The organism is Natronobiforma cellulositropha (genome assembly GCF_025629245.1).
GTDB classification, from domain to species: Archaea; Halobacteriota; Halobacteria; order Halobacteriales; family Natrialbaceae; genus Natronobiforma; species Natronobiforma cellulositropha.
In genome coordinates, this window is the sequence record NZ_JANZXN010000015.1 from 1 (window position 1) to 24,624 (window position 24,624).

The 24,624-nt window shown below is 66.0% G+C and carries 29 protein-coding genes; 13 read left to right on the forward strand and 16 right to left on the reverse strand.

All coding sequences use genetic code 11. From position 1 onward, the window contains the following. Positions 1–296 precede the first annotated feature (296 nt). Entirely contained in the window at positions 297–965 is a 669-nt protein-coding gene (locus N0B15_RS05645) for a J domain-containing protein (RefSeq protein WP_263018553.1), read from the forward strand. Between the two features lie 78 nt (positions 966–1,043). Here N0B15_RS05645 and N0B15_RS05650 read toward each other — a convergent pair whose 3' ends face one another. After that, positions 1,044–1,649 carry a toll/interleukin-1 receptor domain-containing protein gene (locus tag N0B15_RS05650; protein WP_263018554.1) on the reverse strand — a complete coding sequence of 202 codons (606 nt, stop codon included), beginning with the start codon at positions 1,647–1,649 and terminating at the stop codon, positions 1,044–1,046. 128 nt (positions 1,650–1,777) lie between these two features. After that, positions 1,778–2,422 (reverse strand): triose-phosphate isomerase, encoded by a 645-nt coding sequence (gene tpiA / locus N0B15_RS05655; protein ID WP_263018556.1) that lies wholly within the window; start codon positions 2,420–2,422, stop codon positions 1,778–1,780. Between the two features lie 123 nt (positions 2,423–2,545). On the opposite strand from tpiA, the gene N0B15_RS05660 reads away from it, so the two are divergent. Then, positions 2,546–4,252 carry an MBL fold metallo-hydrolase gene (locus tag N0B15_RS05660; protein WP_263018558.1) on the forward strand — a complete coding sequence of 569 codons (1,707 nt, stop codon included), beginning with the start codon at positions 2,546–2,548 and terminating at the stop codon, positions 4,250–4,252. 46 nt (positions 4,253–4,298) lie between these two features. Here N0B15_RS05660 and N0B15_RS05665 read toward each other — a convergent pair whose 3' ends face one another. The 4 genes from N0B15_RS05665 to hisC are packed head-to-tail and all read right to left on the reverse strand — an operon-like array spanning position 4,299 to position 7,153. After that, positions 4,299–4,841, reverse strand: coding sequence for a multiprotein bridging factor aMBF1 (locus N0B15_RS05665; RefSeq protein WP_317618590.1), 543 nt, complete (start codon positions 4,839–4,841; stop codon positions 4,299–4,301). 46 nt (positions 4,842–4,887) lie between these two features. Then, a complete protein-coding gene (locus N0B15_RS05670; protein ID WP_263018560.1) occupies positions 4,888–5,499 on the reverse strand; it encodes a CDP-alcohol phosphatidyltransferase family protein in 612 nt (203 codons plus the stop codon). Beyond that, positions 5,496–6,032, reverse strand: a complete 537-nt coding sequence (locus tag N0B15_RS05675) for an adenylate kinase family protein (protein ID WP_263018561.1) — start codon at positions 6,030–6,032, stop codon at positions 5,496–5,498. The genes N0B15_RS05670 and N0B15_RS05675 overlap by 4 nt, the downstream gene beginning before the upstream one ends. Beyond that, complete coding sequence (gene hisC / locus N0B15_RS05680; protein ID WP_263018563.1) at positions 6,032–7,153, reverse strand: histidinol-phosphate transaminase; 1,122 nt, start codon at positions 7,151–7,153, stop codon at positions 6,032–6,034. The genes N0B15_RS05675 and hisC overlap by 1 nt, the downstream gene beginning before the upstream one ends. A 219-nt stretch (positions 7,154–7,372) precedes the next feature. On the opposite strand from hisC, the gene N0B15_RS05685 reads away from it, so the two are divergent. Both N0B15_RS05685 and N0B15_RS05690 read left to right on the forward strand, forming a co-directional pair. Next, on the forward strand, positions 7,373–8,461 hold the full coding sequence (locus N0B15_RS05685; RefSeq protein WP_263018564.1) for a HEAT repeat domain-containing protein: 1,089 nt from the start codon (positions 7,373–7,375) through the stop codon (positions 8,459–8,461). Positions 8,462–8,558: 97 nt separating this feature from the next. Then, positions 8,559–9,653, forward strand: a complete 1,095-nt coding sequence (locus tag N0B15_RS05690) for a HEAT repeat domain-containing protein (RefSeq protein WP_263018565.1) — start codon at positions 8,559–8,561, stop codon at positions 9,651–9,653. Positions 9,654–9,660: 7 nt separating this feature from the next. On the opposite strand, the gene ligA is transcribed toward N0B15_RS05690, so the two are convergent. After that, positions 9,661–11,331, reverse strand: coding sequence for an ATP-dependent DNA ligase LigA (ligA, locus tag N0B15_RS05695; protein ID WP_263018566.1), 1,671 nt, complete (start codon positions 11,329–11,331; stop codon positions 9,661–9,663). Positions 11,332–11,358: 27 nt separating this feature from the next. Beyond that, complete coding sequence (locus N0B15_RS05700; protein WP_263018568.1) at positions 11,359–11,754, reverse strand: ArsR/SmtB family transcription factor; 396 nt, start codon at positions 11,752–11,754, stop codon at positions 11,359–11,361. Positions 11,755–11,869: 115 nt separating this feature from the next. On the opposite strand from N0B15_RS05700, the gene N0B15_RS05705 reads away from it, so the two are divergent. Then, positions 11,870–12,601 carry a DUF7509 family protein gene (locus N0B15_RS05705; RefSeq protein WP_263018569.1) on the forward strand — a complete coding sequence of 244 codons (732 nt, stop codon included), beginning with the start codon at positions 11,870–11,872 and terminating at the stop codon, positions 12,599–12,601. Between the two features lie 8 nt (positions 12,602–12,609). On the opposite strand, the gene N0B15_RS05710 is transcribed toward N0B15_RS05705, so the two are convergent. The 3 genes from N0B15_RS05710 to N0B15_RS05720 form a co-directional block, all read right to left on the reverse strand. After that, entirely contained in the window at positions 12,610–12,795 is a 186-nt protein-coding gene (locus N0B15_RS05710; RefSeq protein ID WP_263018571.1) for a hypothetical protein, read from the reverse strand. Between the two features lie 80 nt (positions 12,796–12,875). Beyond that, positions 12,876–13,229, reverse strand: a complete 354-nt coding sequence (locus N0B15_RS05715) for a DUF7344 domain-containing protein (protein WP_263018573.1) — start codon at positions 13,227–13,229, stop codon at positions 12,876–12,878. Between the two features lie 85 nt (positions 13,230–13,314). Continuing rightward, on the reverse strand, positions 13,315–13,983 hold the full coding sequence (locus N0B15_RS05720; protein WP_263018574.1) for a bacterio-opsin activator domain-containing protein: 669 nt from the start codon (positions 13,981–13,983) through the stop codon (positions 13,315–13,317). Between the two features lie 152 nt (positions 13,984–14,135). Between N0B15_RS05720 and N0B15_RS05725 the strand changes: the two genes are divergently transcribed. After that, entirely contained in the window at positions 14,136–15,698 is a 1,563-nt protein-coding gene (locus tag N0B15_RS05725; RefSeq protein WP_263018576.1) for a glutamate-cysteine ligase family protein, read from the forward strand. Positions 15,699–15,749: 51 nt separating this feature from the next. Here N0B15_RS05725 and N0B15_RS05730 read toward each other — a convergent pair whose 3' ends face one another. Together N0B15_RS05730 and N0B15_RS05735 are read right to left on the reverse strand one after the other, a co-directional pair. Next, positions 15,750–15,911, reverse strand: coding sequence for a hypothetical protein (locus N0B15_RS05730; RefSeq protein WP_263018578.1), 162 nt, complete (start codon positions 15,909–15,911; stop codon positions 15,750–15,752). 447 nt (positions 15,912–16,358) lie between these two features. Further along, on the reverse strand, positions 16,359–17,159 hold the full coding sequence (locus tag N0B15_RS05735) for a DUF8170 family protein (RefSeq protein WP_263018579.1): 801 nt from the start codon (positions 17,157–17,159) through the stop codon (positions 16,359–16,361). Positions 17,160–17,274: 115 nt separating this feature from the next. Here N0B15_RS05735 and N0B15_RS05740 point away from each other — a divergent pair, with 115 nt between their 5' ends. From N0B15_RS05740 to N0B15_RS05765, 6 genes are all read left to right on the forward strand, one after another. Further along, positions 17,275–17,739, forward strand: coding sequence for an ArsR family transcriptional regulator (locus N0B15_RS05740; RefSeq protein ID WP_263018580.1), 465 nt, complete (start codon positions 17,275–17,277; stop codon positions 17,737–17,739). A 54-nt stretch (positions 17,740–17,793) separates the two neighbouring features. Further along, a complete protein-coding gene (locus N0B15_RS05745) occupies positions 17,794–18,036 on the forward strand; it encodes a DUF7958 family protein (protein WP_263018581.1) in 243 nt (80 codons plus the stop codon). A gap of 80 nt (positions 18,037–18,116) precedes the next feature. Further along, a complete protein-coding gene (gene cofD, locus N0B15_RS05750) occupies positions 18,117–19,109 on the forward strand; it encodes a 2-phospho-L-lactate transferase (protein WP_263018583.1) in 993 nt (330 codons plus the stop codon). Continuing rightward, positions 19,109–19,870, forward strand: coding sequence for a beta/alpha barrel domain-containing protein (locus N0B15_RS05755; RefSeq protein ID WP_263018584.1), 762 nt, complete (start codon positions 19,109–19,111; stop codon positions 19,868–19,870). Before cofD ends, N0B15_RS05755 begins: the two co-directional genes overlap by 1 nt. A 27-nt stretch (positions 19,871–19,897) precedes the next feature. Continuing rightward, on the forward strand, positions 19,898–20,743 hold the full coding sequence (locus N0B15_RS05760) for a triphosphoribosyl-dephospho-CoA synthase (RefSeq protein ID WP_263018585.1): 846 nt from the start codon (positions 19,898–19,900) through the stop codon (positions 20,741–20,743). Then, on the forward strand, positions 20,740–21,372 hold the full coding sequence (locus tag N0B15_RS05765; protein ID WP_263018586.1) for a DUF447 domain-containing protein: 633 nt from the start codon (positions 20,740–20,742) through the stop codon (positions 21,370–21,372). The genes N0B15_RS05760 and N0B15_RS05765 overlap by 4 nt, the downstream gene beginning before the upstream one ends. A 47-nt stretch (positions 21,373–21,419) precedes the next feature. Here the strand turns inward: N0B15_RS05765 and N0B15_RS05770 are convergent, their stop codons facing one another. From N0B15_RS05770 to N0B15_RS05780, 3 genes are all read right to left on the reverse strand, one after another. Further along, positions 21,420–22,076, reverse strand: coding sequence for a phospholipase D family protein (locus tag N0B15_RS05770; RefSeq protein WP_263018588.1), 657 nt, complete (start codon positions 22,074–22,076; stop codon positions 21,420–21,422). A 60-nt stretch (positions 22,077–22,136) separates the two neighbouring features. Continuing rightward, positions 22,137–22,913 carry an endonuclease/exonuclease/phosphatase family protein gene (locus N0B15_RS05775; RefSeq protein WP_263018589.1) on the reverse strand — a complete coding sequence of 259 codons (777 nt, stop codon included), beginning with the start codon at positions 22,911–22,913 and terminating at the stop codon, positions 22,137–22,139. Positions 22,914–23,057: 144 nt separating this feature from the next. Next, a complete protein-coding gene (locus N0B15_RS05780) occupies positions 23,058–24,056 on the reverse strand; it encodes a hypothetical protein (RefSeq protein ID WP_263018591.1) in 999 nt (332 codons plus the stop codon). Between the two features lie 282 nt (positions 24,057–24,338). On the opposite strand from N0B15_RS05780, the gene N0B15_RS05785 reads away from it, so the two are divergent. Next, complete coding sequence (locus tag N0B15_RS05785) at positions 24,339–24,530, forward strand: 30S ribosomal protein S17e (RefSeq protein WP_263018592.1); 192 nt, start codon at positions 24,339–24,341, stop codon at positions 24,528–24,530. Positions 24,531–24,624 lie beyond the last annotated feature (94 nt).

Sequence of the window (24,624 nt, forward strand, 5' to 3'; positions counted from 1 at the left end):
CAACCAAACCTCGGGGCGGTTCGCACCGAGGGAACAGGTAGGTTGCAAACCGTAATATCCCAACGTTCGGGAATCCTCGCCCTTTAGGGCGGGGAGGATGTCAAACGCTGAACAGGCACAATCCCACGCCCGTTAGGACGCGGATACGCGCCGTCAATAGAGTGGTCCCGTTCGGCACCTCCCTGCGGAGTCCTCGGCTCCCCAGCCGCTGGCCCGAGGGCACTCGAGCGCGACTGTGTTCTTTCGACCGCTAGTAAGGCAGGACTAATATAGGTCGACTACATAGGTTTCGATCGATGGCCGTGGCAGACGAGCGACGTGAAGGGTGTGACGGGTGTGGACGCGTCGTCTCACTCGAGGACCTGACGACGGTCTCCATGCCCGACGGCGACTCGCTGGCGTGTTGTCCAGCCTGTGAGCCACACGCTCGGAAGGCCGCGAAGAAGTTAGCCTCGCTCGAGCGCCACACCGAACCCTGCGACGGCTGTACCGACGAGTTCCCCCAGTCGGAACTCGAGGACGTCGTCCTCACCGACGGGACGGTGATTACGTGCTGTCGGACGTGTTTGCGCGACGTGCCAGGATACAGCGACGGCGAGACCGACACGTCGGTCACCGCATCCTCGAGCGACGACGAGACGACGGAGCTGGCGACGCCGCGGAACCTCTGCAGTCAGTGTCACGAGTGGACCGACGTCGAACTGTTTCACGTGACGACGATCGACGGGCGGACCGAGGAGATGTGTCCCGACTGTAAGGACCTCGCCGAACAGAAGGGTGTCGTCACCGACGTCAAGATGCGCAAGGCCGAAGCCTGGGAGATTCTGGGTCTCGAGGCAGGAGCCGCCGACGCCGAGATCAGGAAGGCGTTTCTCCAGCAGATCAAGCGCGCTCACCCCGACCGCAAGAGCGGCAGTCGCTCGGCGTTCAAACTCGTCAAAGAGGCCTACGACCGACTCAAGTGAGCGGGGCTGTCGTCGCCCGGTGGCCGCTCGAGCGAGCGTCCCGACCACCGGCTGACCTGTCGTAACGATCCGTACGAGCTAGCCGTCTTCTCGGCGGACGAACCCGATCGTCGCCGGGTCGAAGTAGTACGTCGACCGACAGACCTCACAGGCGGCTTCGAGCAGCTGGCCGTGCTGGTGGCGCTTCCACAGCTTCGTCTGGCCCTCCTCGAGTTCGAGCGTCACCGGGTGGCCACAGTCGGGGATCGTACACGGGAAGCGAATGTACCAGTTGGGGACCGAGAGCGCACCCAGCGGGGCGAGCTCCGCCCGCAGGCGACACAGCAGGTTGAACACGGTGAAGACGAGGTTGTCGCGGTCGAGCGTGACGCCCTCGACGTCGCTGATGAACCCACCCCGGAGCGACTCGTGTTCGTACATCGGGAGGACGGGTATGCCCTTCGCGAGCGCGTAGCCGATCTCCTGGTTGATCCAGCGGTTCGACGCCGCCCGTTCGGTCAACACGGCGACGACGACGTCGCTGTTGGCGAGCCTGCCCTCGAGTCGCTTGCGCCTGCGTCCCGACTCGACCTCCTCGAGGGCGATGTGGACGCCGAAGGGGAAGTTCTTGACCGTCGAGAACAGTTCCTGGACGAGTTCGAGGTCCTCGGGTGCGTGTGAGACGAACACCTGTTCTCCGGTCATAAGGGTATCCTACAGAAGCTGAGTGGGTAAATCATAATCAATGTACCTAATGATCTCCCCGATTGCCGCTACCCGGCCGTCGACTGCTCGGCCGACTCGAGCGTCCGGAGGTCGTGGTCGAACACGTCTCAGAGACCCTCGACGAGTCCCTCGAGCGCCGCCCGTGGGTCGTCGGCCTTCGCGACGCCGCTGGCGAGTAAGACTCCCTCAGACCCGAGTTCGCGTGCTGAGCGCACGTCCTCGCCGGTCGAGATGCCGGCACCACAGAGCACGCCGACATCGGGGTCGACTGCGCCTGCAGCGTCGACGGCGTCCTCGACGATGTAGGGATCGGCCTGACTCACGGGCGTCCCGCTACCGATCAGGGCGGGCGGCTCGACGGCGACGGCGTCGGGACCGAGCGCGGCGGCCGCACCCACCTGCGCGGGATTGTTCGCACAGACGATCGTCTCGAGACCGGCACGGGTCGCCGCCTCGAGCGAGCCGTCGATGTCTGCCAGACGCAGGCGTCGCTCGGAGTGGTTGATGAGTGTGCCGACCGCGCCGGCGTCGGCGACGGACTCGGCGAGGGTGTGGCCGGTGTTGCTCCCGTACTCGATCGGGTCGACGTGCTGGGCCCACGTCTCGACGCCGGTTTCGGCGACCGCCTCCAGGTGTACCGCCTGGGCGGCGACGGCGATTCGAGCGTCGGTCTCCTCGTCGACCGCTGCGGCCGCTTCGGCGACCGCGACGGGATCACAGGGGTACGTCTTCAGGTTGACCAGGACGAACATCAGTCGATACGCCCGCACCACGTTTGAAATATGTTTCGAGTCACGTCACCGCTTCCCGGCCGCTTCTGTTCACAACGAAAGATACAGAACGGTCCGAATCGACGTGGTACCAAGTGACAACTGGTGCAGGTCAGCTACATCCACGCGAATCCACGAACGGGTCACGAGTCGTACCTGTTGAAGTTCGCGGACGACGTCTCGGGACAGACGGCCTGCTTCTTGGTCGATTCGGGCGACGGCGTCGACGTCGACGACCTCCTCGGAGAAGACGAGTATCTCGCCGCCGTCTTGCTCACTCACGCTCACCTCGACCACTACCGGACGCTCGGCGCGAACGTCAGAGACGGCGCGCCGGTGTACACCTCACCGGCGACCGCCCGCCTCCTCGAGACCGTCGTCGGCGAGAACGCCGAGCGCTACGACCTCGCCGCCCCCTCGCGCGCGCTCGAGGCGCTCGAACCGATCGACGGCTGGGTCGACGTGGTCCCCGACGTCGAGGTCCGTCCCGTCCCGGCCGGCCACACCCCCGGTGGTGTCGGCTTCGTGATCCGGTTTCAGGACGGCACTGATACCCACCACGTACTCGCGAGCGGCGACATCTCGCTCCACCGGGCGGGGGGCTATCCGGCGTTCACGACGACGCTTCCCTGTACGGTCGACGCGATGTTTCTCAACGTGGCGACGGCCGACGAGTACGTGACCGAACTGACCGACTCCGTCGCGACGATTCTCTCGCGCGCCCACGCTGGCTCGACCGTGCTGGTGACGGTCAGCGGCCTGACCGGTCTCGAGTACACAGAGATCCTCGCTGCACTCGGTGCGGAGTACCCCGACGTCGAACCGATCACGCTGGTCGGCCACGTCGCGAAGCTCTACGACGACCTCGAGTACGACCACGACGCCGTCGAGACGGTTCCGGTGTTCGACGACCCCGCCGAGGTCGTCGACCGCGGCGGCGTCATCCTCGCCGGTCCCGAGGTTCCCGTCGACGGCAGTTCGAAACAGCTGTTCGAACAGCTCCGTGACGACCCGGGTGCGACGCTTGTCCAGGTGACCGGCGGGGCGAGTTCGCCGGTCGACCGGGCGACGTGTACGGTCTATCAGTACGCACCCGTCGACCATCCGACCCGGGCCGAACTCGAGCGCGTCATCGACGAACTCGCACCGATACAGCTCGTCATCGAACACCAACAGCCCGGCAGTACCTCGTTCCGGAGCAACGAGAACAGCTTCGTCTGGGAACACAGCGATCAGGTCGAGTACGTCATCTACGACGGGGACTGGCGACGCCCGCCGTGGATGACCGACGAGGGCGAACGCCTCGTCACCCAGCACAACCCACGGGCCGCCTACGGCCCGCTCACCAGCGGCGAGTACGACGAGGACGCCATGCCCGCCATCGGCCGGACGGCGTCGGCCGACGTCGAAGCCGAAGGAATCTCACTCGAGCGACTCGAAGAGCGTCTCGGGTCGATTTCCGGCGGCGACAGGCCGTCGACACCGGACGAGAGCCAGCCAGAACCCGACACCCCTCCGGTTGCCACTGGTGGAGACGCCGACGACGCCGTCGAGCCAGCCGCGAACGCGACGCTCACGGACGTCTGTGAACGCCTCGAGGCACTCGAGACCCGTCTCGGCGGGCCGACGCTCCGCGCACGGGTCGTCGACGCGGGCGACGGCGTGGCGCTCTTACGCCTCGTCGAACCCGACGCGCTCGAGACCCTGGCGCTCGAGCACGGGGAGACGGTGTCGGTATCGCTTGCCTCCGGGACCGGTGCCGGCCGCTCGACAGCGTCCGATCGTGACGACGAGAACACCGACGACAGCTGACGATCCGCACAACGGGGAGCCGGAACCGACGAGAAGGGCGGTTCGCTCAGTCTTTCCGCTTGACGACGTCGCCGAGCGTGTAACTGCCGGTCGACGCCCCGCCGCTCCACTCGGTGTCCTCTGGATTCCCACCCTCGCCGGTGAGCGAGATGTCGAGGTACCGCTCGAGTTTCGACTGGACACGGTCGCTCGGGAGCGTCTCGCCGCGTTCGAGTTTGCGGATCAGACTCGCCTTCTCGTTGAGTTCGTTCGCCAGTTCCGACTGGCTGAGTCCCTCCTGTTCGCGGGCGCGTCGGATCCGGTCGTCGTAGTCGGTGACGATTTCGTCCATATCGTCGAACATATCCCGACGCCGGGAGCTACTCCCACCCGCCGACGAGCTACTCGCCGTGGGTGTGTTCGAACTCGAGCCACCCGACGACCCGGAACTCGAGGTCGAGTACTTCGTGGACGTGCTCGAACTCGCCGACGGTGATCGTATCTCGGTGCCGAAGTCGGTACAGTTCGAACAGACATCCAACTTCGCGCCCTCGACCTTGATGGTCTTTGGGGACGACGTCTCGGCGCCACACATCTCGCACTGAACCATGCGCGAACGTATAGCGCGGCGCGTGATAAAGGATGCGGCGAGGGCTTCACTCGAGCGCGCGCCAGGCGTAATAAAACCGCTGGAGTGCGGTGAGGTGGCCGACGACGGCGAGGAAGACGAGCAGCCAGCCGACGAGACCGAAGCCGGCGAACTCGCCCCCGACGGGGTAGGCCAGGAAGCCGACGACGCCGATGATCGCCAGGCGGTCGGCACGGCCGACGAGACCGCCGTAGACCCGGTCGAGACCGACCGCCTGCGCCTGTGTGCCGAGGTAGGAGGTCATCACGACGCCGGTGACGGCGGCGAACCCGAGGAGGTAGTGGTCGATGCCGGCGGCGAGACCCGCGATGACGACGATGTCGGCGTAGCGGTCGAGGACGTGGTCGAGGAGGTCGCCGCCGGGTGAGGCGACGCCTTGTTCGCGCGCGAGCGCGCCGTCGACGATGTCGAGCCAGCCGTTCAGGAAGACGAGCGCCGCTGCGGCGACGTACCAGAGTTGGTCCTCGACGCCGCCGAGGTAGAACGCGACGGCGGCCGCGATAGCCATCCCGAACGCGAGGACGCTGACGGCGTTCGGCCCGAGTCCCGCCTTATCGAATCCCTTCACGAACGGGCGGAGGAAGCCCGAGACGTAGGGCCTGAGGGCGTCGAGCGTCACGCCAGGTACCCCACGTAGTCGACGGTTCCCGCGCTCGGGTCGCGTTCGCCCCGACAGATCGCCGCCAGTTCGTCGGCGACGCTCTCGGGCGAGCGCTCGGTCGTCTCGAGTTCGTACACCGACTCGCGGCCGTGGCGCTCGAGCGCCTCGACGAGGATTACGTCGAGCGCCTCGCTCTCTGCGTTCTCGCGCGCTTTCGTCGCCGACTCACCGCGCTCGCGTAGCCGGGACTCGAGCGTCTCCGGCGCACAGCGCAGGACGGCCACCCGGTCGACCGCGAGGTGGTGAGCGAGGTGGGAGTCGAACAGCGCGTCGTCGACCCCCTCGAGTCGGTCGGCGAGCGCGTCGAGGTCGGCGACGACGCTGTCGCGTTCCTCGTCGACGGCGGTGTACAGGTCTTCGTCGGCGATCAGGTCGTTACAGTGGACCACCTCGAGGTCGAACGGGTGGTCGTCGTCGGCCGCGCGGGCGGCGAGGAGGCGCGTCGCGGTGGTCTTTCCCGCACCCGGTGTGCCGGTGACGGCCACGCGCACTACTCGGTCACCTCGCGCGGTGTCCGCCCGTCGGCGGTGTGGTCCTCGAGGACGGCGTTGAGCGTCTCGACGGCGCGTTCGGTCTCGGCGTCGGTGCCGCAGGTGATCCGAATGCACTCGGGGAGACCGAAACTCGTACAGTCTCTGACGATGACGCCGCGTTCTTGCATCTCTTCGGCGACCGCACTCGCCTCGCCGACCTCGAGGAGCACGAAGTTCCCCTCGCTGGGCCAGCCGTGCGCCTCGGCGTGTTCGGTGATGTACTCGCGGGCGGCCGTCGTCGTCTCGACGGTCCGCTCGACGTGTTCGGTGTCCTCGAGTGCGGCCAGACCGGCACGGCAGGTGAGTTCGCCCGCCGCGAACGGGGTGTTCACGCGGGTGTAGGCACTGGCCCACGCGCTCGGGACCACGGCGTAGCCGAGTCGCAAGCCCGCGAGACCGTACGCCTTCGAGAACGTGCGCAACACCGCCACGTCCTCGCGTGGGTCGTCACCCTCGAGCAGCGCCAGCGCGCTGTCGACGCTCGCGAACTCGCCGTAGGCTTCGTCGACGACGACGAGCGTCTCCTCGTCGGTTTTGGCGGCCAGGCGTTCGATCTCGGAGAGCGCCATCGTCGACCCCGAAGGGTTGTGCGGACTGGTCACCCAGACGATTCGCTCGCCGTCGTAGCTCTCGAGGATCGCGTCGGCGTGCTGGGCGAAGTCGTCGCCCTTCGAGAGGTCGTAGGTGGCGACGTCGCCGTGGTGAAAGCGCGCGCTCATCCCGTAGTAGGCGAATCCCGGCGTCGGGACCAGGACACTGTCACCCGGTTCGAGCATCGCCCGGTGGAGGTAATCGATCGCCCCGTCGCCGCCGTTGGCGAGCCAGACCTGGTCGGGGGTTACGTTCCAGCGGTCTGCGAGCGCGTCCGTCAGGTCCGCGTGCGCGGCCTTCGGGTAGGAACTGACTCCGGCGGCCCCCTCGCGGATGGCGACGATAGCGGCGGGTGCCGGGCCGTGGGGATTCTCGTTCGACGCGAGTTTGACGAACTCGTCGGGGTCGCGCTCGAGTTCGCGCGCGACTTCCTCGATTCCCCGACCCGCCTCGTATGCGACGTGGTCGGACAGGTCGCGTGGGTTCATACGCCAACGGTTCTCCCGACGGGTCTTAAGGATACGCACCTCGAGACCGGTGCGCTCGCCCGCACGCGAGGGCGGCCGCCGGCCGACATCGCCTACGGCGCACCGACGCAGCCTTCGCCACACTCGTCAAGAATAGTATGCGAATCTCCATAAAGTTTACACGGGTGGTTCGTGCAGATAGTATATCCGAGGCGGCCGGGTGCGGCCGAGGAGGTTACCATGAGCAACCAGGAACCACTGGAGGCGATCCGAGACGGGCTACGGAGTGACGACATCGAAAAACGGCGCGGGACTCTCCGCGCACTCTACCGAGAGGCGTCGAAAGCCGACGAGTTCGAGGCGTTCGAGCCGTTCGTCGACGACGTAATCGCGTTGCTCGAGGACGACCCCTCGATCCAGCAGGGAGCGATCTACACCCTGCACCGACTCGAGCGGCTCGAACCCGAGCACGTCACCACCTACAGCGAATCGATCGAAGCGAGCGACGAAGACGTCACCCCGGGTGTCATCGACGTCTTCTACGCAATCTCCGAGGACGAGCCAGAACTCGTCGCCCCGGCGACCCCGTCGCTGGTCGACTTTCTGCTCACCGAGCACACGCTGAAGGACGACGAGGTCGAGATCGACGACGACGACGAGCGGGCGGAGACCAAACGCGCCATCGTCGAACACGAGTCCCGGGAGGCGCTGCAGTTTCACTTAGAGCGTCGGTACAAGGCGGTCACGGCACTGAAACACATCTCCGGGACCAGCGGCGACGCCATCCTGCCCGTCGCCGACGACCTCGTCGAGGTCGGCAAACGCGACCTGCGGGTGCGAAACAACGTCCTCGAGATCCTCACCGCCCTCGCGGAAGACTACCCCGACGAGTGTACCGAGGCGATCGACCTCTCGGTCGCCGTGTTAGCGACGACGACCGATCCCAAACTGCGGACGAACGCCGTGTTTCTGCTGGCGATGATCGCCGACGCCCACCTCGAGCGGGTGGCCGACGCGGTCGACCCTCACCACGAGACGCTCTTCGAGATGCTCGACTCCGAGCACAAGCTGGAACAGAACGCAGCGGTCGGTCTCCTCTCGTACGTCGCCGAGTTCGACCCGTCGGCCGTCGAGCCGGCGACCGAGACGCTCATCGATCTCCTCGAGCACCCGCTCGAGAGCATCCGTGGAAACGCTATCTGGACGCTCGAGTACGTCGGTGACGAGGCGGCTGCCGGTCCCATCGAGACGGTGGCCGAAGAGGACCCCGACGAGGGCGTCAGACAGCTCGCGGCGGAGGCGAGCGCGTCGTTCTCGCAGTCGTCCTGACGATTATCTCGCGCGCGTTCACCCATAAAGTTTACACCGCCGCTTCACTCATCTGGTGACACTCAATGAGACGTGAGCACACACTGGAGGGATACCGATGAGCGAGAGTGTATCGTTCGACTCGATCAGAGAGGGACTGCGCAGTGACGACTTCGACGACCAGCAGGAAGCGCTCTACGAGCTGTTCGAGGCGGCGACGGAGGCGGAAGACTGGAGCCAGTTCGAGCCGCTGGTCGAGGACCTCGAGAGCGTCCTCGACGCCGACCCGTACGTACGAGAGGGGGCGATCAACGCGCTGTACCGCCTCGACGTCCTCTCCGTCGACCACGTCCAGCGCCTCGACGAGATCGTCCAGGGCGACGACTCACGGCTCGGCTTTCGCACCGTCGACGTACTCTTCGAGCGTTCGAAACAGGAGCCCGAAGCGGTCGTCCCTATCGCCTCGTCGATGATCGACTTCCTGGTCATCCGCGACTGGCTGGCCGAAGACGCCAGCGACGAGACGCCGGGGTCGGAACTGCGCGAGGAAGACGGCGTCGAGATCGTCGAACACAGTTCGCCGCGCGGGAAGCAACTCCACGCCGCCCGCCGGTTCAAAGCCGACACGCTGCTCTCGACGGTCGCCGAACGCGAGCCAGCCGCACTCGTCCCGAAGATCGACGAGTTCGTCGCTACCGCCGGCCGTGACGACTACGACGACCTCCGGTCGCGCATCCTCGAGACAGCGACACTCGTCGCGGAGACACACGCCGAGGAGTGTGAAGCCGCCATAGAGCCTGCGGCTGACGTCGTCGCCACCACGGAGAACGCGAAGATCCGAACCAAGGCGACCTACCTCCTCGCGATGGTCGCCGAGGCCCACCTCGAGACCGTCGCCGAGACCGTCGAACCCCACCTCGAGACGCTCTTCGAGATGCTCGAGTCGGTCTACTCCGACGAGCAGAACGCCGCGATCAGCCTCCTCTCGTACGTCGCCGAAGTGCGCCCCGAGGAGGTCGACGCCGCCAGAGACCAGATCGTCACCTTACTCGACCACCACATCGAAGGGGTCCGCGGGAGTGCGATCTGGACGCTCGAGTACATCGGTGACGAGTCGGTCGTCGCCGATCTGGATGCCGTCGCCGAGAGCGACCCGAACGAGGACATTCGCGACCTCGCGGCGGAGGCGAGCGCCTCGCTCACTGCCGACTGACCGCCGACTACGAGGCGTCGAACAGGCGCTCGAGACGCTCGAGGCAGTCACTATCTTCCGGATCCTTGTCGCTCCGCACGCCGACGAACCGTGGGAACCTGAGCGCGTATCCGGAGGTGTACGTCGGTGAGACCTGAATCTCTTCGTAGCCGACTTCGAAGACGACCGCCGGCTCGAGCGTCACCGTCTGCCCGTCCTGGGCCCGTACGTGTGGCTCGAGCAGGTCCGTGAGATCGGCGAGCGTCTCGTCTGTGATGCCGGTCGCGACCTTGCCGACCGTCTCGTAGCCGTCGTCGGTGCGCACCGAGAGTTCGAACGTGCCGAGGAACGTCGCCCGCCGCCCTTCGCCCCACTCCGCCCCGGTGACGACGAGGTCGAGCGTCTCGACGTCGGGTTTGTGTTTTCGCCAGTGTCTCCCGCGCCGCCCCGGCGAGTACGTCGAGTTCGGATCTTTCAGCATGATGCCCTCGTGGCCCGCCTCGAGTGCGGCGGCATCGATCGACTCGATTTCGTCGGGGTCGTCGCTCAGGACGAGCGCCGAGACCCCCTCGGGCGGCTGGTCCTCGTGGTCGCGAAGGAGCGACTCGAGTCGTGCGTGGCGCTCGGTGAGCGGCGCTTCGAGGAGGTCCTCGCCGTCGGCGTGCAGACAGTCGAAGAAGACCGGCGAGACGGGGACCGCTGTGCGCGCCGCCTCGACGTCGTGCTTGCGCCGGAACCGACGCAACACCGCCTGGAACGGGAGCGGATCGCCCGCCTCGTCGACGGCGACCACCTCGCCGTCGAGGATCGCCGGCCGCTCGAGGTGTGCCTCGGCGAACTCGACGACTTCGGGGAGGGCAGCCGTCACGTCCTCCATGTTCCGCGAGAACACCCACGCCCGCTCGCCGTCGTAGTGGAGCGCGATTCTGGCCCCGTCGTACTTCCACTCGACGGCCGTACGCTCCCAGTCTGTGAGCGCGTCGGTGACGGTGCCCGTCTGGGCGAGCATCGCCTGTACCGGCCGGCCGACCGAGAGCGTCATCGACTCGAGACCCTCGAGACCCGACTCGCGGGAGACGGCGGCGACGCGCCCGTAGTCGTTCGAGACCTGTAGCGCGCGCTCGACCTCGTCGGTGGGTACGTCGAACGCCTCACCGATGGCGTCTCTGACGGTTCCCTCGCCGACGCCGATGCGCATCTCAGAGAGGACGAGTCGGGCCAGATAGCGCGCCTCGTCGCTCGAACAGCGGTTGAACAGCGAGAACAGCAGGTCGATTTTTCGGTCCTGGCTGCCGTCGCCGTCGGTCTCGGCCAGGTCGGCCAGCGTCTCGGAGACCGCACTGACGGTCAACTCGTCGGGTCCGCCGCCGGTGAACGCGCCGAGTCCCTGCTGGCCGCCGAACTCGTAGCCCGCGGCGACGGCACCGATCTCGCCGACGCTCGCCAGCGTCTCTTCGACGTCGGCCGCGCTCACGTTCTGGCCCGCCGCCCGCGCGATCGCTTCGTAACACGTCCGCGGACCCACGTCGAGCGTGGTCGACTCCCAGGCCGGAAACACCCGCCCCTGGACGAACCGGGCGAGGACTTCGAGGTCGTCGCCGCCCTCGCGAAACAGGTCGGTGACGAGCGCCGTCACCTCGAGGTCTGCGCTCTCGGCTTCGATCTCCTTCGCGCGCGTTGCGAACTCGGCGAACTCCATCGGCCTGGGGTAGGCGGCCGCCGGTGGTTAAGCGTGTGGACTCTCGCCGCTGATGGTCGCCACGTCGTTCTCGATCTCGTCGACGCCGAGGGTCGTGATCCGGTAGTAGGTGATCCGGCCGTCCGCGCCGTCGGGCGTCGGCGCTTTCGCGAGCAGGTTCGCCTCGAGCAGCGCCCGCAGGTGGTGGTGGAGACCGTTCGCGTCGAGACCGGTCGCCGAGACGAGTTGCGTCCGTGGCAGACGCTCGCGTTCGTAGAGGAGGTAGAGAATACTGTAGCGAACCGGGTCCGCGAGCGCTTTCTTCCGCTGGACGTGTGCCTCGAGCGAGTCGACCGTCTCACCGAAGAGCCGTTGGTCGACGTAGCGCTCGAGCGCGCCGTCCTCGGCGTCCGACGGGATCGTGGGTGGGGTTTCTGCGGCCATCTCGAGTCGAGGTTCGCGCGCCAGCCACATTAGCGTAGTGGTTCTTAACTTAATTCGCGTACCACTCACGCGACCAGCGGAACACGTATGTATCGGCTGTGAATCACTGAATACAATGACCGATCGCCGCTTCGGACTCGAGTACAACGGCCGCCCCATCTTCGAGTACGTCGAAGCGAACGCCCCCTCGCCACCCGCGCTGTCGGCGACCGACGACGTTTTCGTCTACGTGATGGGACCGTACACGGCGTTCGACGCGAGTTACGCCTACGAGGATGCCGACGAACTCGACTCGCCCTTTTTCGCCGATCCGTTGTTCGACCCGGACCGGCACGTCACCGAGGATGGCCGGGGTGACTACCGGCTGGCGCTCGAGGAGTTCTGCGCCGACCTCCGGGCGGCACTCGGCGTTCGGGCGTTCGTCGCGACCGACGTCGGGATTCCCACGAAGCGCCAGGTCGACCGGGAGGGACTCGACGAACCGGGGATGACGCCGCTCGACCAGTCCGTCGAGTTCGCGGCGGTCAGCGACGCCGTCCTGTTCGTCTTCACCGCTGCTGGGCTGACCACCGGCGTCGGCAGCGAAGTCGGCGCGGTCCTCGGCGAGTTCAACCTCCGGTGGAACGACCCGGCGGACGAGCGCAAACCGCGCGAACGGCTTCGACTGTTCGTCGGCCCGAGTTTCTCGAGCGCCAGCATCGGTGAGATTACGCCCGCCTACGGCGTCGACTGCATCGAGTTCGACTCCCGCACAGACCTACACAGAAAGAGTCAGCAGTTTCTCGTCAACGTCGAACGCGGGACGCGGCGCCACGGCTGGCCGGTCTACGATCCGCCAGAAGGGTGACTTCCGCTTCAGTTCAGCACCGACGAGAGCAGCAGGTAGGCGACGTAGAGGAGGATCCCGAGGACGAGGACGCCGACGATCATCTGGAGCATCCAGGTGACGATGCCGAAGACGATGGCGACCACCTCGAGGATCACCCAGAGTGCAACGAGTGCGAGCACGGCCAGTCCCCCGAGTCGGACGAGTGAGTCCATACGTCGTCTTGACCTCTCGAGCTATTGAAGGTTTTCCTTCTCCGGTCCTCGCTCGAGACGGCCACCTGCGAGCGGGCGACTCAGTCGCTCGGCATCGCCGGCCGGGCGCTCGAGGCGACGATCCGAGAGACGTAGGGCCGCAACGCGCCGTAGCGCTCGCCGGTGTCGACCAGGTTACGCTCGACGTCGTGAGTGAGCGCACCTGCGTCGGCGAGTTTTGGGATGTGGATGTGGTAGAGCCGACAGTAGGTGTCGACGACGGCGTCGTCTGGTAGTTCGGTGATCGGACGGCCGTGCGCTCGAGTGGCGACGCCTTTGCTCAGATCGTTCAGCGTCATCGGCCGCTCGTCGTCCAGCAGGATCGAGAGGACGAGTCGGCGGTGGTGGTCACGACACAACTCGAACGCGACGGTTTGCAACGACTCCTCGCTCATTGTACTCGTACTGAGGCGCTTCGCCCGCATAGCGCCGGGCCATGTATGTACAGTACTTTATAAGCACCTCGGACATCCGACCGGGTTACGGCCGGCGGTCGTCGGTCTCCGGCGAAGTGACCACGAGTGTGTGCGCGATCAACGAGTGAAAGCCCCGCTGGAGGCGCTGAGAGAGCGACTGCTGGCTAATCCCTAGCTCGGACGCGACGTCCGTCAGCGAGACCGACGGTGAGGTGAAGTACTCGCGTTTCCAGGCGGTGACCAGCGCGTCGTGTTGCTTGGGTGTGAGACCGTACTGGCTCCCCGTCTGCGGCCGTGCGAGTTCGTGAAACTGCGTCAGTCGGAACGGGATGTCGTTGTCCGCACAGTAGGTCCGGAACGCGTCGAAACGCTCGCGGTCGTCGAAGCGCATCTTCAGCTCCCACCAGTCGGACTGGCCGCTCGCCTCGAGAATCGTCGCCCCGACCTCCGCGTAGGCGTAGACGATGGTCTCGATGTTCTCGGTCCAGCTCGCCCGGTAGAGCGTCGCCTGCTCGAAGTCGTCGAGTCGGCGGCAGTCGCTGATCGATGGATCGTCTCTCGCCGCGGTCTCGAACGCTCGCTGGTCTTCCCCCGCAACCCAGAAGTACGGCGTCAACACCTCGTCGGTGGCGACGACGCGCTCGATTTCGACCGTCGTCTCCGGTACCTGTTGGAGCGTCTCGTACAGCGCGAACACCTCCGCTGGTACCTGAAACTCCCCGTAGAGGCTCATGAGGTCCCGAAGCGAGCGGAGGTCAAAAGCGCCGCGGAACACCTGTGACCGTCCGACACACTCCCTCTCTGCCGATCGATGTGGCGGTGGCCCGCGACGGCTACGAGTGTCGGGGGTCTAAGTCCGTCCGCCGGTCACTGGCGGGTAGACAGATGACTGGCGCGGACCTGAGCGACAGAATCGGAGCCGTCCTCGCGGTCGACACCGAGGCGAACAGACGACGCGTCGCCGCCGATGCCGAGATCATCGAGCGCGAACTCGAGTCGGGCACCTTCGACAACCCGCAGGCGATCGTCGGCCTGGAGTACGAGTTCTACGCGGTCGACACCGAGACTGCAGCCCTCCAGCGCGTCCCTCGTCGGCTCCTCGAGTTGATCGGCTTCGAGAAGGAACTCGGCCTGCACAACGCCGAGATGACGACCAGTCCACAGCCGTTGAACGAACACGGCCTGCGTGCCCAGGAGGCGGAGGTCTGTGCCCGCTTGCAGGCGGCGCTCGAGGTCACCCGCATCGAGGGGATGCGCCTCGTCAGCGACGGCGCGTTCACTATCCCACCCGCCGGCGAGACGGCCACGCGCTACCTCACCGACAGCGTCGAGCGAACCGTCCCCGTCGACGGCGACGAGCGCCCGGTCAGGCTCGCGACGAACATGAGCGACGCCGCGCGCTACCACGCGATGGCGAACACCGACACTGGCGTCGGGGCGAGGCTCGAAATCGACGCGCCGAACGTCTCGCTCGCGGCCGACACCGTCATGCCCGAGAGCCTCATCACCTCGATTCAGCCCCACTACCAGGTCCCCCACGCAGAGGACCTCCCCGCCTACTTCACCTACGCGCTACGGGTCGCCGGACCGCTGCTCGCACTCGGCGTCAACGCTCCGTTCTTCCCACCGGACCTCTACGACGAGGGAGTCAGTGCCGACGAGGTCCTGGGGGAGGCGTGGATGGACCACCGAATCAGCATCTTCGAGGGCGTGCTCAACGCCTCCGGCGACGGCGACGGCAAAGTCCGCTTCCCGCGCGACCTCGAGTCGGTGAGCGAGGCAGTCGAGCGTATCGCCACCGACGACGACCTCGTCCCGATGCCCGCCGACTCCGGCGGCCGGTTCGACGACGAGTTCGCTCACTTCCGGCGGAAACACGGCACCTACTGGCGCTGGGTTCGACCGGTCTTCGACGGTGCGACCCGCTCGGCGGCCAACGCCCGGATCGAGTTCCGCCCGCTCTCGGCCCAGCCAACCGTCCGCGATACCGTCGCCTTCCAGGCCGCACTCGCCGGACTCCTCGAGAGTCTGCCTCGCCTCTCACACCCCGTCGCCGACCTCCCGTGGGAGCGCGCCCGCGAGAACTTCTACGCAGCCGCCCGCGACGGTCTCGCGGCCGACCTCGCCTGGATCACGGGCGACGGCGCGGAGACGGACGACACCGACGCGCTCTACGACGACCTCCTCACCCACGCCGCCGAGGGTCTCTCGAGTCGCGGTTTCGGCGACGACGCGGTCGCGCGCTACCTCTACCCGCTCCGGCGACGGGTCAGACAGCGGACCACGCCAGCACGGTGGAAACACGGCCGGGCCACCGCCGCCCTCGACGAGGGGGCGACACTCGCGGACGCGATCACCGAGACCCAGCGCGCCTACGTCTCGCGGCAGGCCGAGACGCTGCTCGAGGGCAGTTTCGCCGACTGGCTCGAGACCGACGAGCCGGTGTGATGGGGCGTCGTCCCGCTGGACCGGCACGACGCGTGACCCGAATAGACCCTGCTACCGCAGGTCGCGCGCCTCGTTCTGGCTGAGATAACAGCCACAGGAGGCTTTAATCGTGAACGGACCGGTGGCGGTCATCCCGACCACCACGCTCTCACAGTGGGGACAGCGCGGCGGATTCCACTCCTCGCCACCCCACTGGCCGACGTCCTCGCTCATCGGTGTTCCTCCAGAGACGTCGCTCGAGTGACGGCGTTACCACTCCGTGAATCGTCGTTTCGCGGGCTGTACAGCGTGTTTGCGAGCCTTTTAAGGTCGCGTGGTTGGTACTGAGTCATGGCTGCTTAACCCTCTCGGGTTGGAAGCCACGCCTCGGGTGCTGGTATCACCCGGGGCACGTTCTTCGAGCGTGCCCCAACCGGTGTGCGGCGGGCGCAGCTTCCACGGGTGAGTTTCACGAAGAGATACATATAATTTCTGGAAATGGGTGCTGGCAATGTGGCCGAACGCGAGTTCGACACGGAACCCGATCGAAAAACCGCCGGGTGCGGAGTTCGAACCGGCTGAACCACGGGTCGACGGTCGACTGGCCACCCCAGTACTCCGCTACGCGGCGGCCGATATCCCGAGGCAGTTCACACGAATGCAAGGAGGAAGCCCACGAGTTCACTCGTGGGAGGAATCCGACTGTTGTTCCCAGCCTGGTCTGGGGGACCCTGGAAGCTCGTCCGTCGAGTCGAGTAACTCCTCCTCAGTTGTCCAGGGATAACACCGGCCGTGGAGTTCGAAGAGGCGAAAGTCGTTCAAGTGAACCCAGCTGTACGACGGAACGTCGATTTGTTGGTCCGCTAGTTCGCTAATCACAGCGTCGACAGTGATATCGATACCAGCGTGTTCTGCACGGTCGACGAGCGCCTCGAGCGCGACAGTTTTCGTCTCCTCGTCGATGTCTGTGGCAGCGATGATCTGTGCTCCTGCAGCGAGCACGTCACGCTCAGTAGTGAGATTCCCCTCTCTCTCCCAGTGGTAGGCACGAGGGAAGGCGTACGCTTTCTCGAAGTACTCAGTTTCACCGAGTTTGCCGAGTTCGTTGACCTCGCCGCCTGCATCCTGTTCGAAGATGGCGGCGACGTAATCACAGAGGGTTGCCATGATGTGGAATTTTACGCGGAATTCGGGGAGGCGCGAAATGTTGATGTCGGCGAGATCGCCGATGAGAAACGCGTACGTTCCATAGCGGCGGTTTAATCGATCGCTGACCGCCCGTACGCGTCGGAGATACGGATCACGATAGCTTCCGAGGACGAGATAGGCAGTCTGGTCGCGGTCGTAGATTGCTGGCGTCTCACTGTTTGCCCACGACAGAATCTGGGTCGCTTCGGTGGATCCGACATCGAGACCGCGTAACGCCCGCTGCACGGTAGCCATGATCTCGCCTGCGTTTGGCGGAACGGATGGGCCACTCATACCGTCGTACACAATTGACCTGGTGATAGGTACTTCCAATTGACTCAGTCAAATAGCGATTTTATTGACCTAGTTAACCCAAACCATTATGCAGCTGAGAAGGCTGTGTTGAACTATGAGCTACACATCTCCGGGGGGATTCGATGATCCGTTTGCAGAGCAGCGAAGAGTGCGTGAGCTGCTTTCGCAGGAGACTAGACATCTCATCATCCAGTTGGTTCTCGGCCATCCGGCTCACCTCGTGTCGCTGGCCGAACTCGACTACATGATCCCGAAGAACGAGGCCGCCATCCTCGACCAGCTCGAGAAGCTACAGGAAGCGGGTGTCCTCGATGTCTACGTTCACGAACCGAATGCGTCGACGCGGAACCTTCCCTCGAAATTCTGGGGACCGACTGAACACGGTATCGAGATCCTCTACGAACACAACTTCCTTCGGGGCGTCCCGATAGCACGCGCAGTCTACGAGGAGACGCAAAAATCTGAGCGAGTGGTGCGCCACGAGGGTGCACCGCGGCCGGACCTTCCTGAGGCCGTCACTGAAGCCCTCGAGTTCGATGAGCCCGAGTCCGAGACCTGACGCTCTGTGACATCCTCCCCGCGCTGACGCGCGAGATTTTGCGCCTATCTTGGCATGGGTCTCGAACCACCGGCGGCCTACCGGCTGCTCGGACCCGGACAGTACGACTTCACGATCACGTACCTCCACGTCGAGCTGTACCCGGAGTACTTCGATACGAACGCCGACATCCCCGGCTACGAGTACGACTTCGTGCCGGGCACCGACGCCCTCGCGAACGCACCCGACTCACTCGAGCGAACCGAGACGACGGCGTCGGTCTACGGCCGCGTCCGTGACGCCCGCTGTCGGCGCTGACGAACTCCCGGCGGTGTTCGACCGAAACCGACAGACGCAGGCCGCAAGTGATTAAGTGCCCCCGGTGAGAGGGTGAAGACATGGTAACGTTTCTCTCCGGAGGCACCGGCACGCCGAAGTTGCTGGACGGTGCCGCCGTCGCGTTCTCACCGGAGGAGACGACGGTCGTCGCGAATACGGGAGACGACGTCGAACTCGGGGGGTTGTTCGTCTCGCCGGACATCGACACGCTCCTCTTTCAGGGTGGGGACGTCCTCGACAGAGAGCGCTGGTGGGGGATCAACAACGACACCCACCGCACGAACGAGGCGCTGATGGACGTCGCCGAGGCGGCCGGACTCGAGACCGGCCCGCAGTACCTCGCGGACGACGCCCAGACGAGCGGCCGGTGGCTCTCGCGCTGGCGGCGCTTCTCTGGCGTCGCCGAGTTCATGACCATCGGCGACCGCGACCGCGCCGTCCACATCACCCGGACGAGCCTCCTCGACGGGGGCGGGACGCTCTCGGAGGTGACCGCGACGCTCGCGCGCGCGTTCGGTCTCGAGTACGAACTCCTCCCGATGAGCGACGACCCGGTCGCGACGCTGGTCCACACCGACGAGGGGGTGATGCACTTCCAGGAGTTCTGGATCGACCGCCGCGCCGAACCCGCCGTCGAGACCGTCGAGTTCCGTGGCTCGACGGGTGCCCAGCCCGCGCCGGGCGTGCTCGAGGCGCTCGAGGACGTGGTCGTCGTCGGTCCCTCGAACCCGGTGACGAGCATCGGCCCGATTCTCTCGCTGCCGGGGGTCGCAGACGCCCTCGCCGAGACGACCGTCGTCGTGGTCTCGCCCTTTATCGGTGACGAGACCTTCTCGGGACCCGCGGCGAAACTCATGGACGTCGTCGGGGCCGAGGCGAGTTCGGCGGGTCTCGTCACCGCGTTCCCCTTCGCCGACGCCTTCGTCATCGACAAGGGAGACGACGTGACGTTCTCCCAGCCGACGGTGCGGACCGACATCACCATCGACTCGCCCGAGGACGCAGAACGGGTCGTCCGCGCCGTCGAGATGGCCATCGAGAAGGTCACCTGATGTTCTCGCCACCGCTCGTCCTCGCGAGTCTCAGCGGCAACTCGGACGCCGCGTGGGCCCGCGCCGGGAGCGCCTCCGCGGGTGGTGCCATCCTCGGGGGCGTCGCCCTCGACGCACCCGCCAGAGACGCCGCCCGTGACCTCGTCGCCCGCGGGCGCGAGGAGTTTCTCCCCGCCGATCCGCTCGCGTTCCTCGAGCGAGAACTCGCCGTACTCGAGGATTGCCCGATCAGCGCGGGCGTCAACGTCCGCTCGAGTACGGTCGGTCCGGTCGTCGAGGCGGCGCGGCTCTGTCGTGACCGGGAGACTCTCCTCGAGATCAACGCCCACTGTCGCCAGCCCGAACTCCGTGCCGTCGGCTGTGGAGAGACGCTGCTGAGCGATGAGGCGCGTCTCTCCGAGTACGTCGAGCGGGCCGCAGCCACCGGCGCGACCGTCGGCGTCAAGGTACGCGCGGAGGTCCCCGGTGTCGACCTCCCGGCGCTCGCGGGCACGCTCGCGGCAGCGGGGGCGACGTACATTCACGTCGACGCGATGGACAGCGAGGCGGTCGTCGGCGAGGTCGCCGCCGCGAGCGATCTGTACCTGATCGCCAACAACGGCGTGCGCGACGAGGCGACGATCCGCGAGTACCTCGATTACGGTGCCGACGCCGTCAGTGTCGGTCGTCCGAGCGAGGACCCGGCGGCACTCGCGCGAATTCGCCGAGCGCTCGAGTCAGTCCTCGACTCCTCGGCCGCTGCCCGCGAACCTCAACGCTAAGGTGTCGGCCGAAGCATCTCGAGACACATGCGAACCCCCGCTCAGAACGCGGAACTGGCGCTCTTACTCGAGGTGTGTGGGACGCCGAAGCCGGGCAACGTCGACAGGGACAGAGACCTCGACGACCTCCGGTTCGAACACTTCCTCGCCGGTGCCGTCGGTGCACAGAACGGTCTCCGGCTGGCTGAGAACGGTGCGGCGGTCGGAACCGCCTTCGAGCGCGCCGTCGCAGGTATGGCTCGCCAGCGCGGCGGAAACACCCAGTTCGGCGCGCTCTTGCTCCTGACGCCGCTGGTCTGTGCCTCGCGGACGGACCTCTCACAGCCGGTCGTCGAGTCGGTCGTCGAAGAGACGACCGTCGCCGACGCCGCCGACTTCTACCGCGCGTTCGACCACGTCGAGGTCTTCGTCTCCGAGCCACCGGCGGACCTCGACGCACTCGACGTCCGCCGGGGCAGCGACGCGATTCCCGCCCTCGAGTCGCGCGGGCTGACGCTACTCGAGGTGCTCGCCGGCGGGGTGCCGGGCGACGACGTGGCCCGCGAGTGGGTCACCGGCTTCGAACGCTCGTTTCGCGCCGCTGAACGGCTCGCTACGAGCGAGGGACCGGTCCAGCGCCGGGCCGCGGAGACGTTCCTCTCGCTGCTGGCGGAACGACCCGACACGCTCGTCGCCAAACGCCACGGCGAAGCCGTCGCCGCCGAGGTGACCGAGCGCGCGGCCGCACTCGAGGACGCGCTCGCCGACGACCCGGCCGCCGTCGACGCCTTCGCCGACGAACTCGTCTCCCAGGGGATCAACCCGGGGACGACGGCGGACGTGACGGCCGCCGGACTCTACATCGCCCTCGAGCGGGAGGCGCTCGAGGTATGAGCGACGGGACGGAGGCGTGGCCCGTCGACCTCTGTGGCGTCACCGAGACGGTGGTGGCGACGCGCGGGCCGACCGGCCGCTGGAACCTCGCGGCGCTGGGGCTGTTCGCCGAGGACGCGGCGGACGAACCGGCGAACGGTCCCGCCGTCACCGCGACGACCTGGGGCCGGACCCGCACCCGGGGGAATTTCGAGCGCGAGGGCGAGGGCTACGTCCAGTTCACCGCCGACCCGCTCGCGTTCGTCGAGACCGCGCTCACGGTCTGGGAACTCGAGTGCGAGACCGACGAACGGCCACTGATCGACTCGGCGACCGCCTGGGTCCGTGTCCGCGCCGAGCGGGCCGACACCGGAACGGACGACGGCACCGAGTGGGTCCGCTGGCGGCTCGCCCCGCTCGAGTCGGGCGTCCTCGAGCGGACGGTGCCGACGCTCACCCGCGCCAGCGGTGCCGTCGTCGAGGCGAGCGTGGCCGCCTCGCGGCTGGGTGTCGCCGGGTTCGACGACCGCGACCTCGAGCGTCGCCTCGAGTGGTGTCGCGAGGTCGTCGAGCGGACGGGCTGTGAACGAGAGCGGGCGGCGCTCGAACGGGTGCTCACAGCAGCGGCGGAGCGGCGGTCGGAGCGGTAGATGCTCGCTGGCTGGTCGGCTGTGGGACGGACGCAGGAGAGCCGGGATCAGACGAATCGGAACAGCCCCGAGAAGACGAGGACGAGAAACAGGACGGGCATCACCCTGAGCGCGACGTTCCGCATCGGGAGCAAGCGCGCTTTGTTCGACCAGTTGACGAACGAACTGCCGACCTGGACCGGGGCGAAGACGTCGCGTCGGCGCAGCGGCGCGGAGGTCTCGACGAGGTGTTCGGCCCACTCGAGAAACGGCTTCAGGTCGGGGTGGTCGACGGTCTCGCGGCGCATCTCGAGACCGAGTTCGACGTTGTACTCGAAGGCGACCTGGGTGATGTTCGCCGAGCCGATGATACACAGCGGCTCGGGACCGTCGCGGAGGTAGAGCTTCGCGTGTAGACCGCGTGGCTGTTTGTAGATGCGGACCTGGTCGCCCGCGTCGAGCGCCCAGAGGTCGTAGGCGATGCGCGAGGAGAACTGATCGGAGGCGGGCCCGACGACGACCCGAAGCTGGTTCTCCGGCGAGCGCTCGAGAAACGAGACGACGTCGTCACGGATCGACCGGTAGCCCTGGTAGGTGAAGTAGCCGCTGACGAGATAGATCGTGCCGTCGCCGGCGAAGAGGTCGGCGAGTGAGTCGAGGACGCGGCGCTCACCGTCGTTCGTACCGAGCAGGTCGACGGTCTGTACCGCCTCGAGATCGGTCATCGTGGCTTCTCTGGTGGGGGAGCTATTGAACGCCCCTGTTCGCTCGTTTGCCACCGTCTCTCACCCGGTCTCGAGGACGATCGGCCGGTGATCTGAGAGCTGTACGTCGAGGACGTCACAGCGCTCGACGGGCAGCTCCGGCGAACAGAAGAAGAGGTCGAGCGTCCGCGAGGAGACGAGCAAGTCGTCGAGCGGCCGTGACGGAATGGTCTCGCCGGGGACCTGGGCCTCGAGACCCGCCGTCTCCGCGAAGCCGCCGACGCCGTCGCTCCCGTCGAAGCTGTTGAAGTCACCGGTGACGATGACCTCCCGTCCGTCGGCACGCGTCTCGACCAGTTCGGCGAGTTCGCGAAGCTGTCGACGCCTGCTCCGGGCACCGAGCGAGAGGTGGACGACGAACAGTACCGTCTCGCTCGTCAACTCGACCTCGAGCACCAGGCGCTTCCGTCCGGCCGAGAGGTAGTGCGTTCGCGTCGTTCGATCCGACCGGTACAACACCGCGTTTCCGAGGTGGCCGAAGAACGGGAGCGAGGGGACGACACCCGCCTCGCCGTACTTGTTGGCGACGCGCCCGCCGTAGGCCAGTCCGCGCTCGGTGAGCCGTTCACGCAGCGTCTCGAACTGGCCGTCGGTGACCGTCCGGTGTGAACCCTGGTCGACCTCGAGCAGCGAGACCACGTCCGGGCGTTCGCGCTCGATGAGGGCACAGAGGCGCTCGAGCGAGCGGCGTTCGACGGCGGTGTCTCCGAGAACGGAGCCGACCGGTGGCGGGACGTATCCCCAGAGCACGTTCTCGTAGCCGAGCAGGTAGCCGGCGTTACAGGTGAGCAGTTTCATGGCAACGGCGGACGCGTCCGCTTCGTTCAGGTGAGCAGGAACTCCCGAGAGATAACGATGTTGCTCGAGACTGTCACCAGTTCACACGGCTCCGTCCCGTCCAGCGTCGTCGCCAGCGAGCGTCGGAGCCTCTCCAGTTCGAGTTCAGTCGGCCGGATCCGGCGTCTCGGGTGTGTGGCCGGCGTCCGACTGTTCCTCGCTGATCGGCTCGTCGTTCTCGGCTTTCGCCATGAGTTCGGAGAACTTCTCGGAGTTCTCCTCGAGCCACGCCATCGTCTCGCTGTCCGGCGTCTCGTCACGCTGTTCGATGAGGAAGGTCGTGACGACGACGGTTTTGACCCACGGTTTGACGACGCCCGTGTGAACGACGGCGACCATGCCGGCGACGAACACCCACGAGATGATCTGGAGCGATCCGGGGAGGAAGTCGATCGCGACGGCGACGGGCGCGAGCATCGAGAGCAGGACGAACGAGAGTACGTACATCCCCAGCACGATCAGGAGGGTCGACCCGAGAACCATCTTCCAGGTCTTCCCGTAGAGCACGAGTCCGTCGCGGGCCGACCGCCAGCGGTTCTCGTTTCGGTCGACGAACATGTACGCCAGGATCGCGTTGTCGAGGTACCGCGCTGCGAGCACGATGGACTTCTGGACGATCGTGATCAACGTCTGCAGCTGCTGGGGGATCGGCAGCGGAATCATCGCCTCGACTCGAGCGACCGAGTTGTTGAACTGCTTGATCACCGCGTCGACGAGCATACTGACCGCCCACAGCCCGGTGGCCGACACGAAGTAGTCTCCGACCTGTTTCATCCCGTACTTGATCTGGTTGTCGGGCACCTCACCCTTGTCGACGATGTGTGCAATCACGGCGATGTGGCCCGTCTTCACCATGTACAGGAAGTGTTGCTGTATCAGTCGCCAGACGTACGCGAAGGAGGCGAGTCCGAAGAGCATCACTCCCGCGACGATGAGCAGTCCGAGTCCTCCACCACCCATGAAGAACGTGATCCCCAGCCACGTGATGAGGCTGAGGTACACGACGCCGATCAGTGCGAACGCGACTCCGATTCCGAACTGCAAGAGCACGTACGGCATCGTCTGCCGGTACACACTCGTCGCCTCTCTGAAGTGTAAGACCATCGTTTCGGATTGCTAACCACTCCTATTTAAATGTGGCTTTTCCAATTCTTATTTTCACCACTAACTCGGTGCAATAGTGGCGGTTCTCCCGTTCGACCGGTCGTGAACCCGACGTGTGGGCGATCTGAGCGGGGACACCGCCGTACTGACGACGACCCATCTCGTCCGGCAGGCCGAACGCCGTGAAGGGGTATTCGATGGGATGTGTCCGAAGCAAGCGGGCTTTCCCGTCCACCGGTGAAAATGGTGTGTTATAAGAGTCTCTAGAAAGAACCCGCCCCTATGGCAATCAAACCCGCCTACGTCAAGAAGACCGGGAACCTCCTGTTAGAGCAGTACCCGGACGCGTTCACGACCGACTTCGAACAGAACAAAGACAGCGTTACGAAGCTGACCAACATCGAGTCGAAGGGCGTCCGCAACCGCATCGCAGGTTACGTCACCCACAAGAAAGGCTCGCAGGTTCCGGCGTAAGACCGATATTTTGCTCTCGGAGCGACCCGCTCGAGCGGTCGCGCCGGCTGACAGCCGTCACCACACCGTCGCAACCCGACTGCCGTCTCCACTT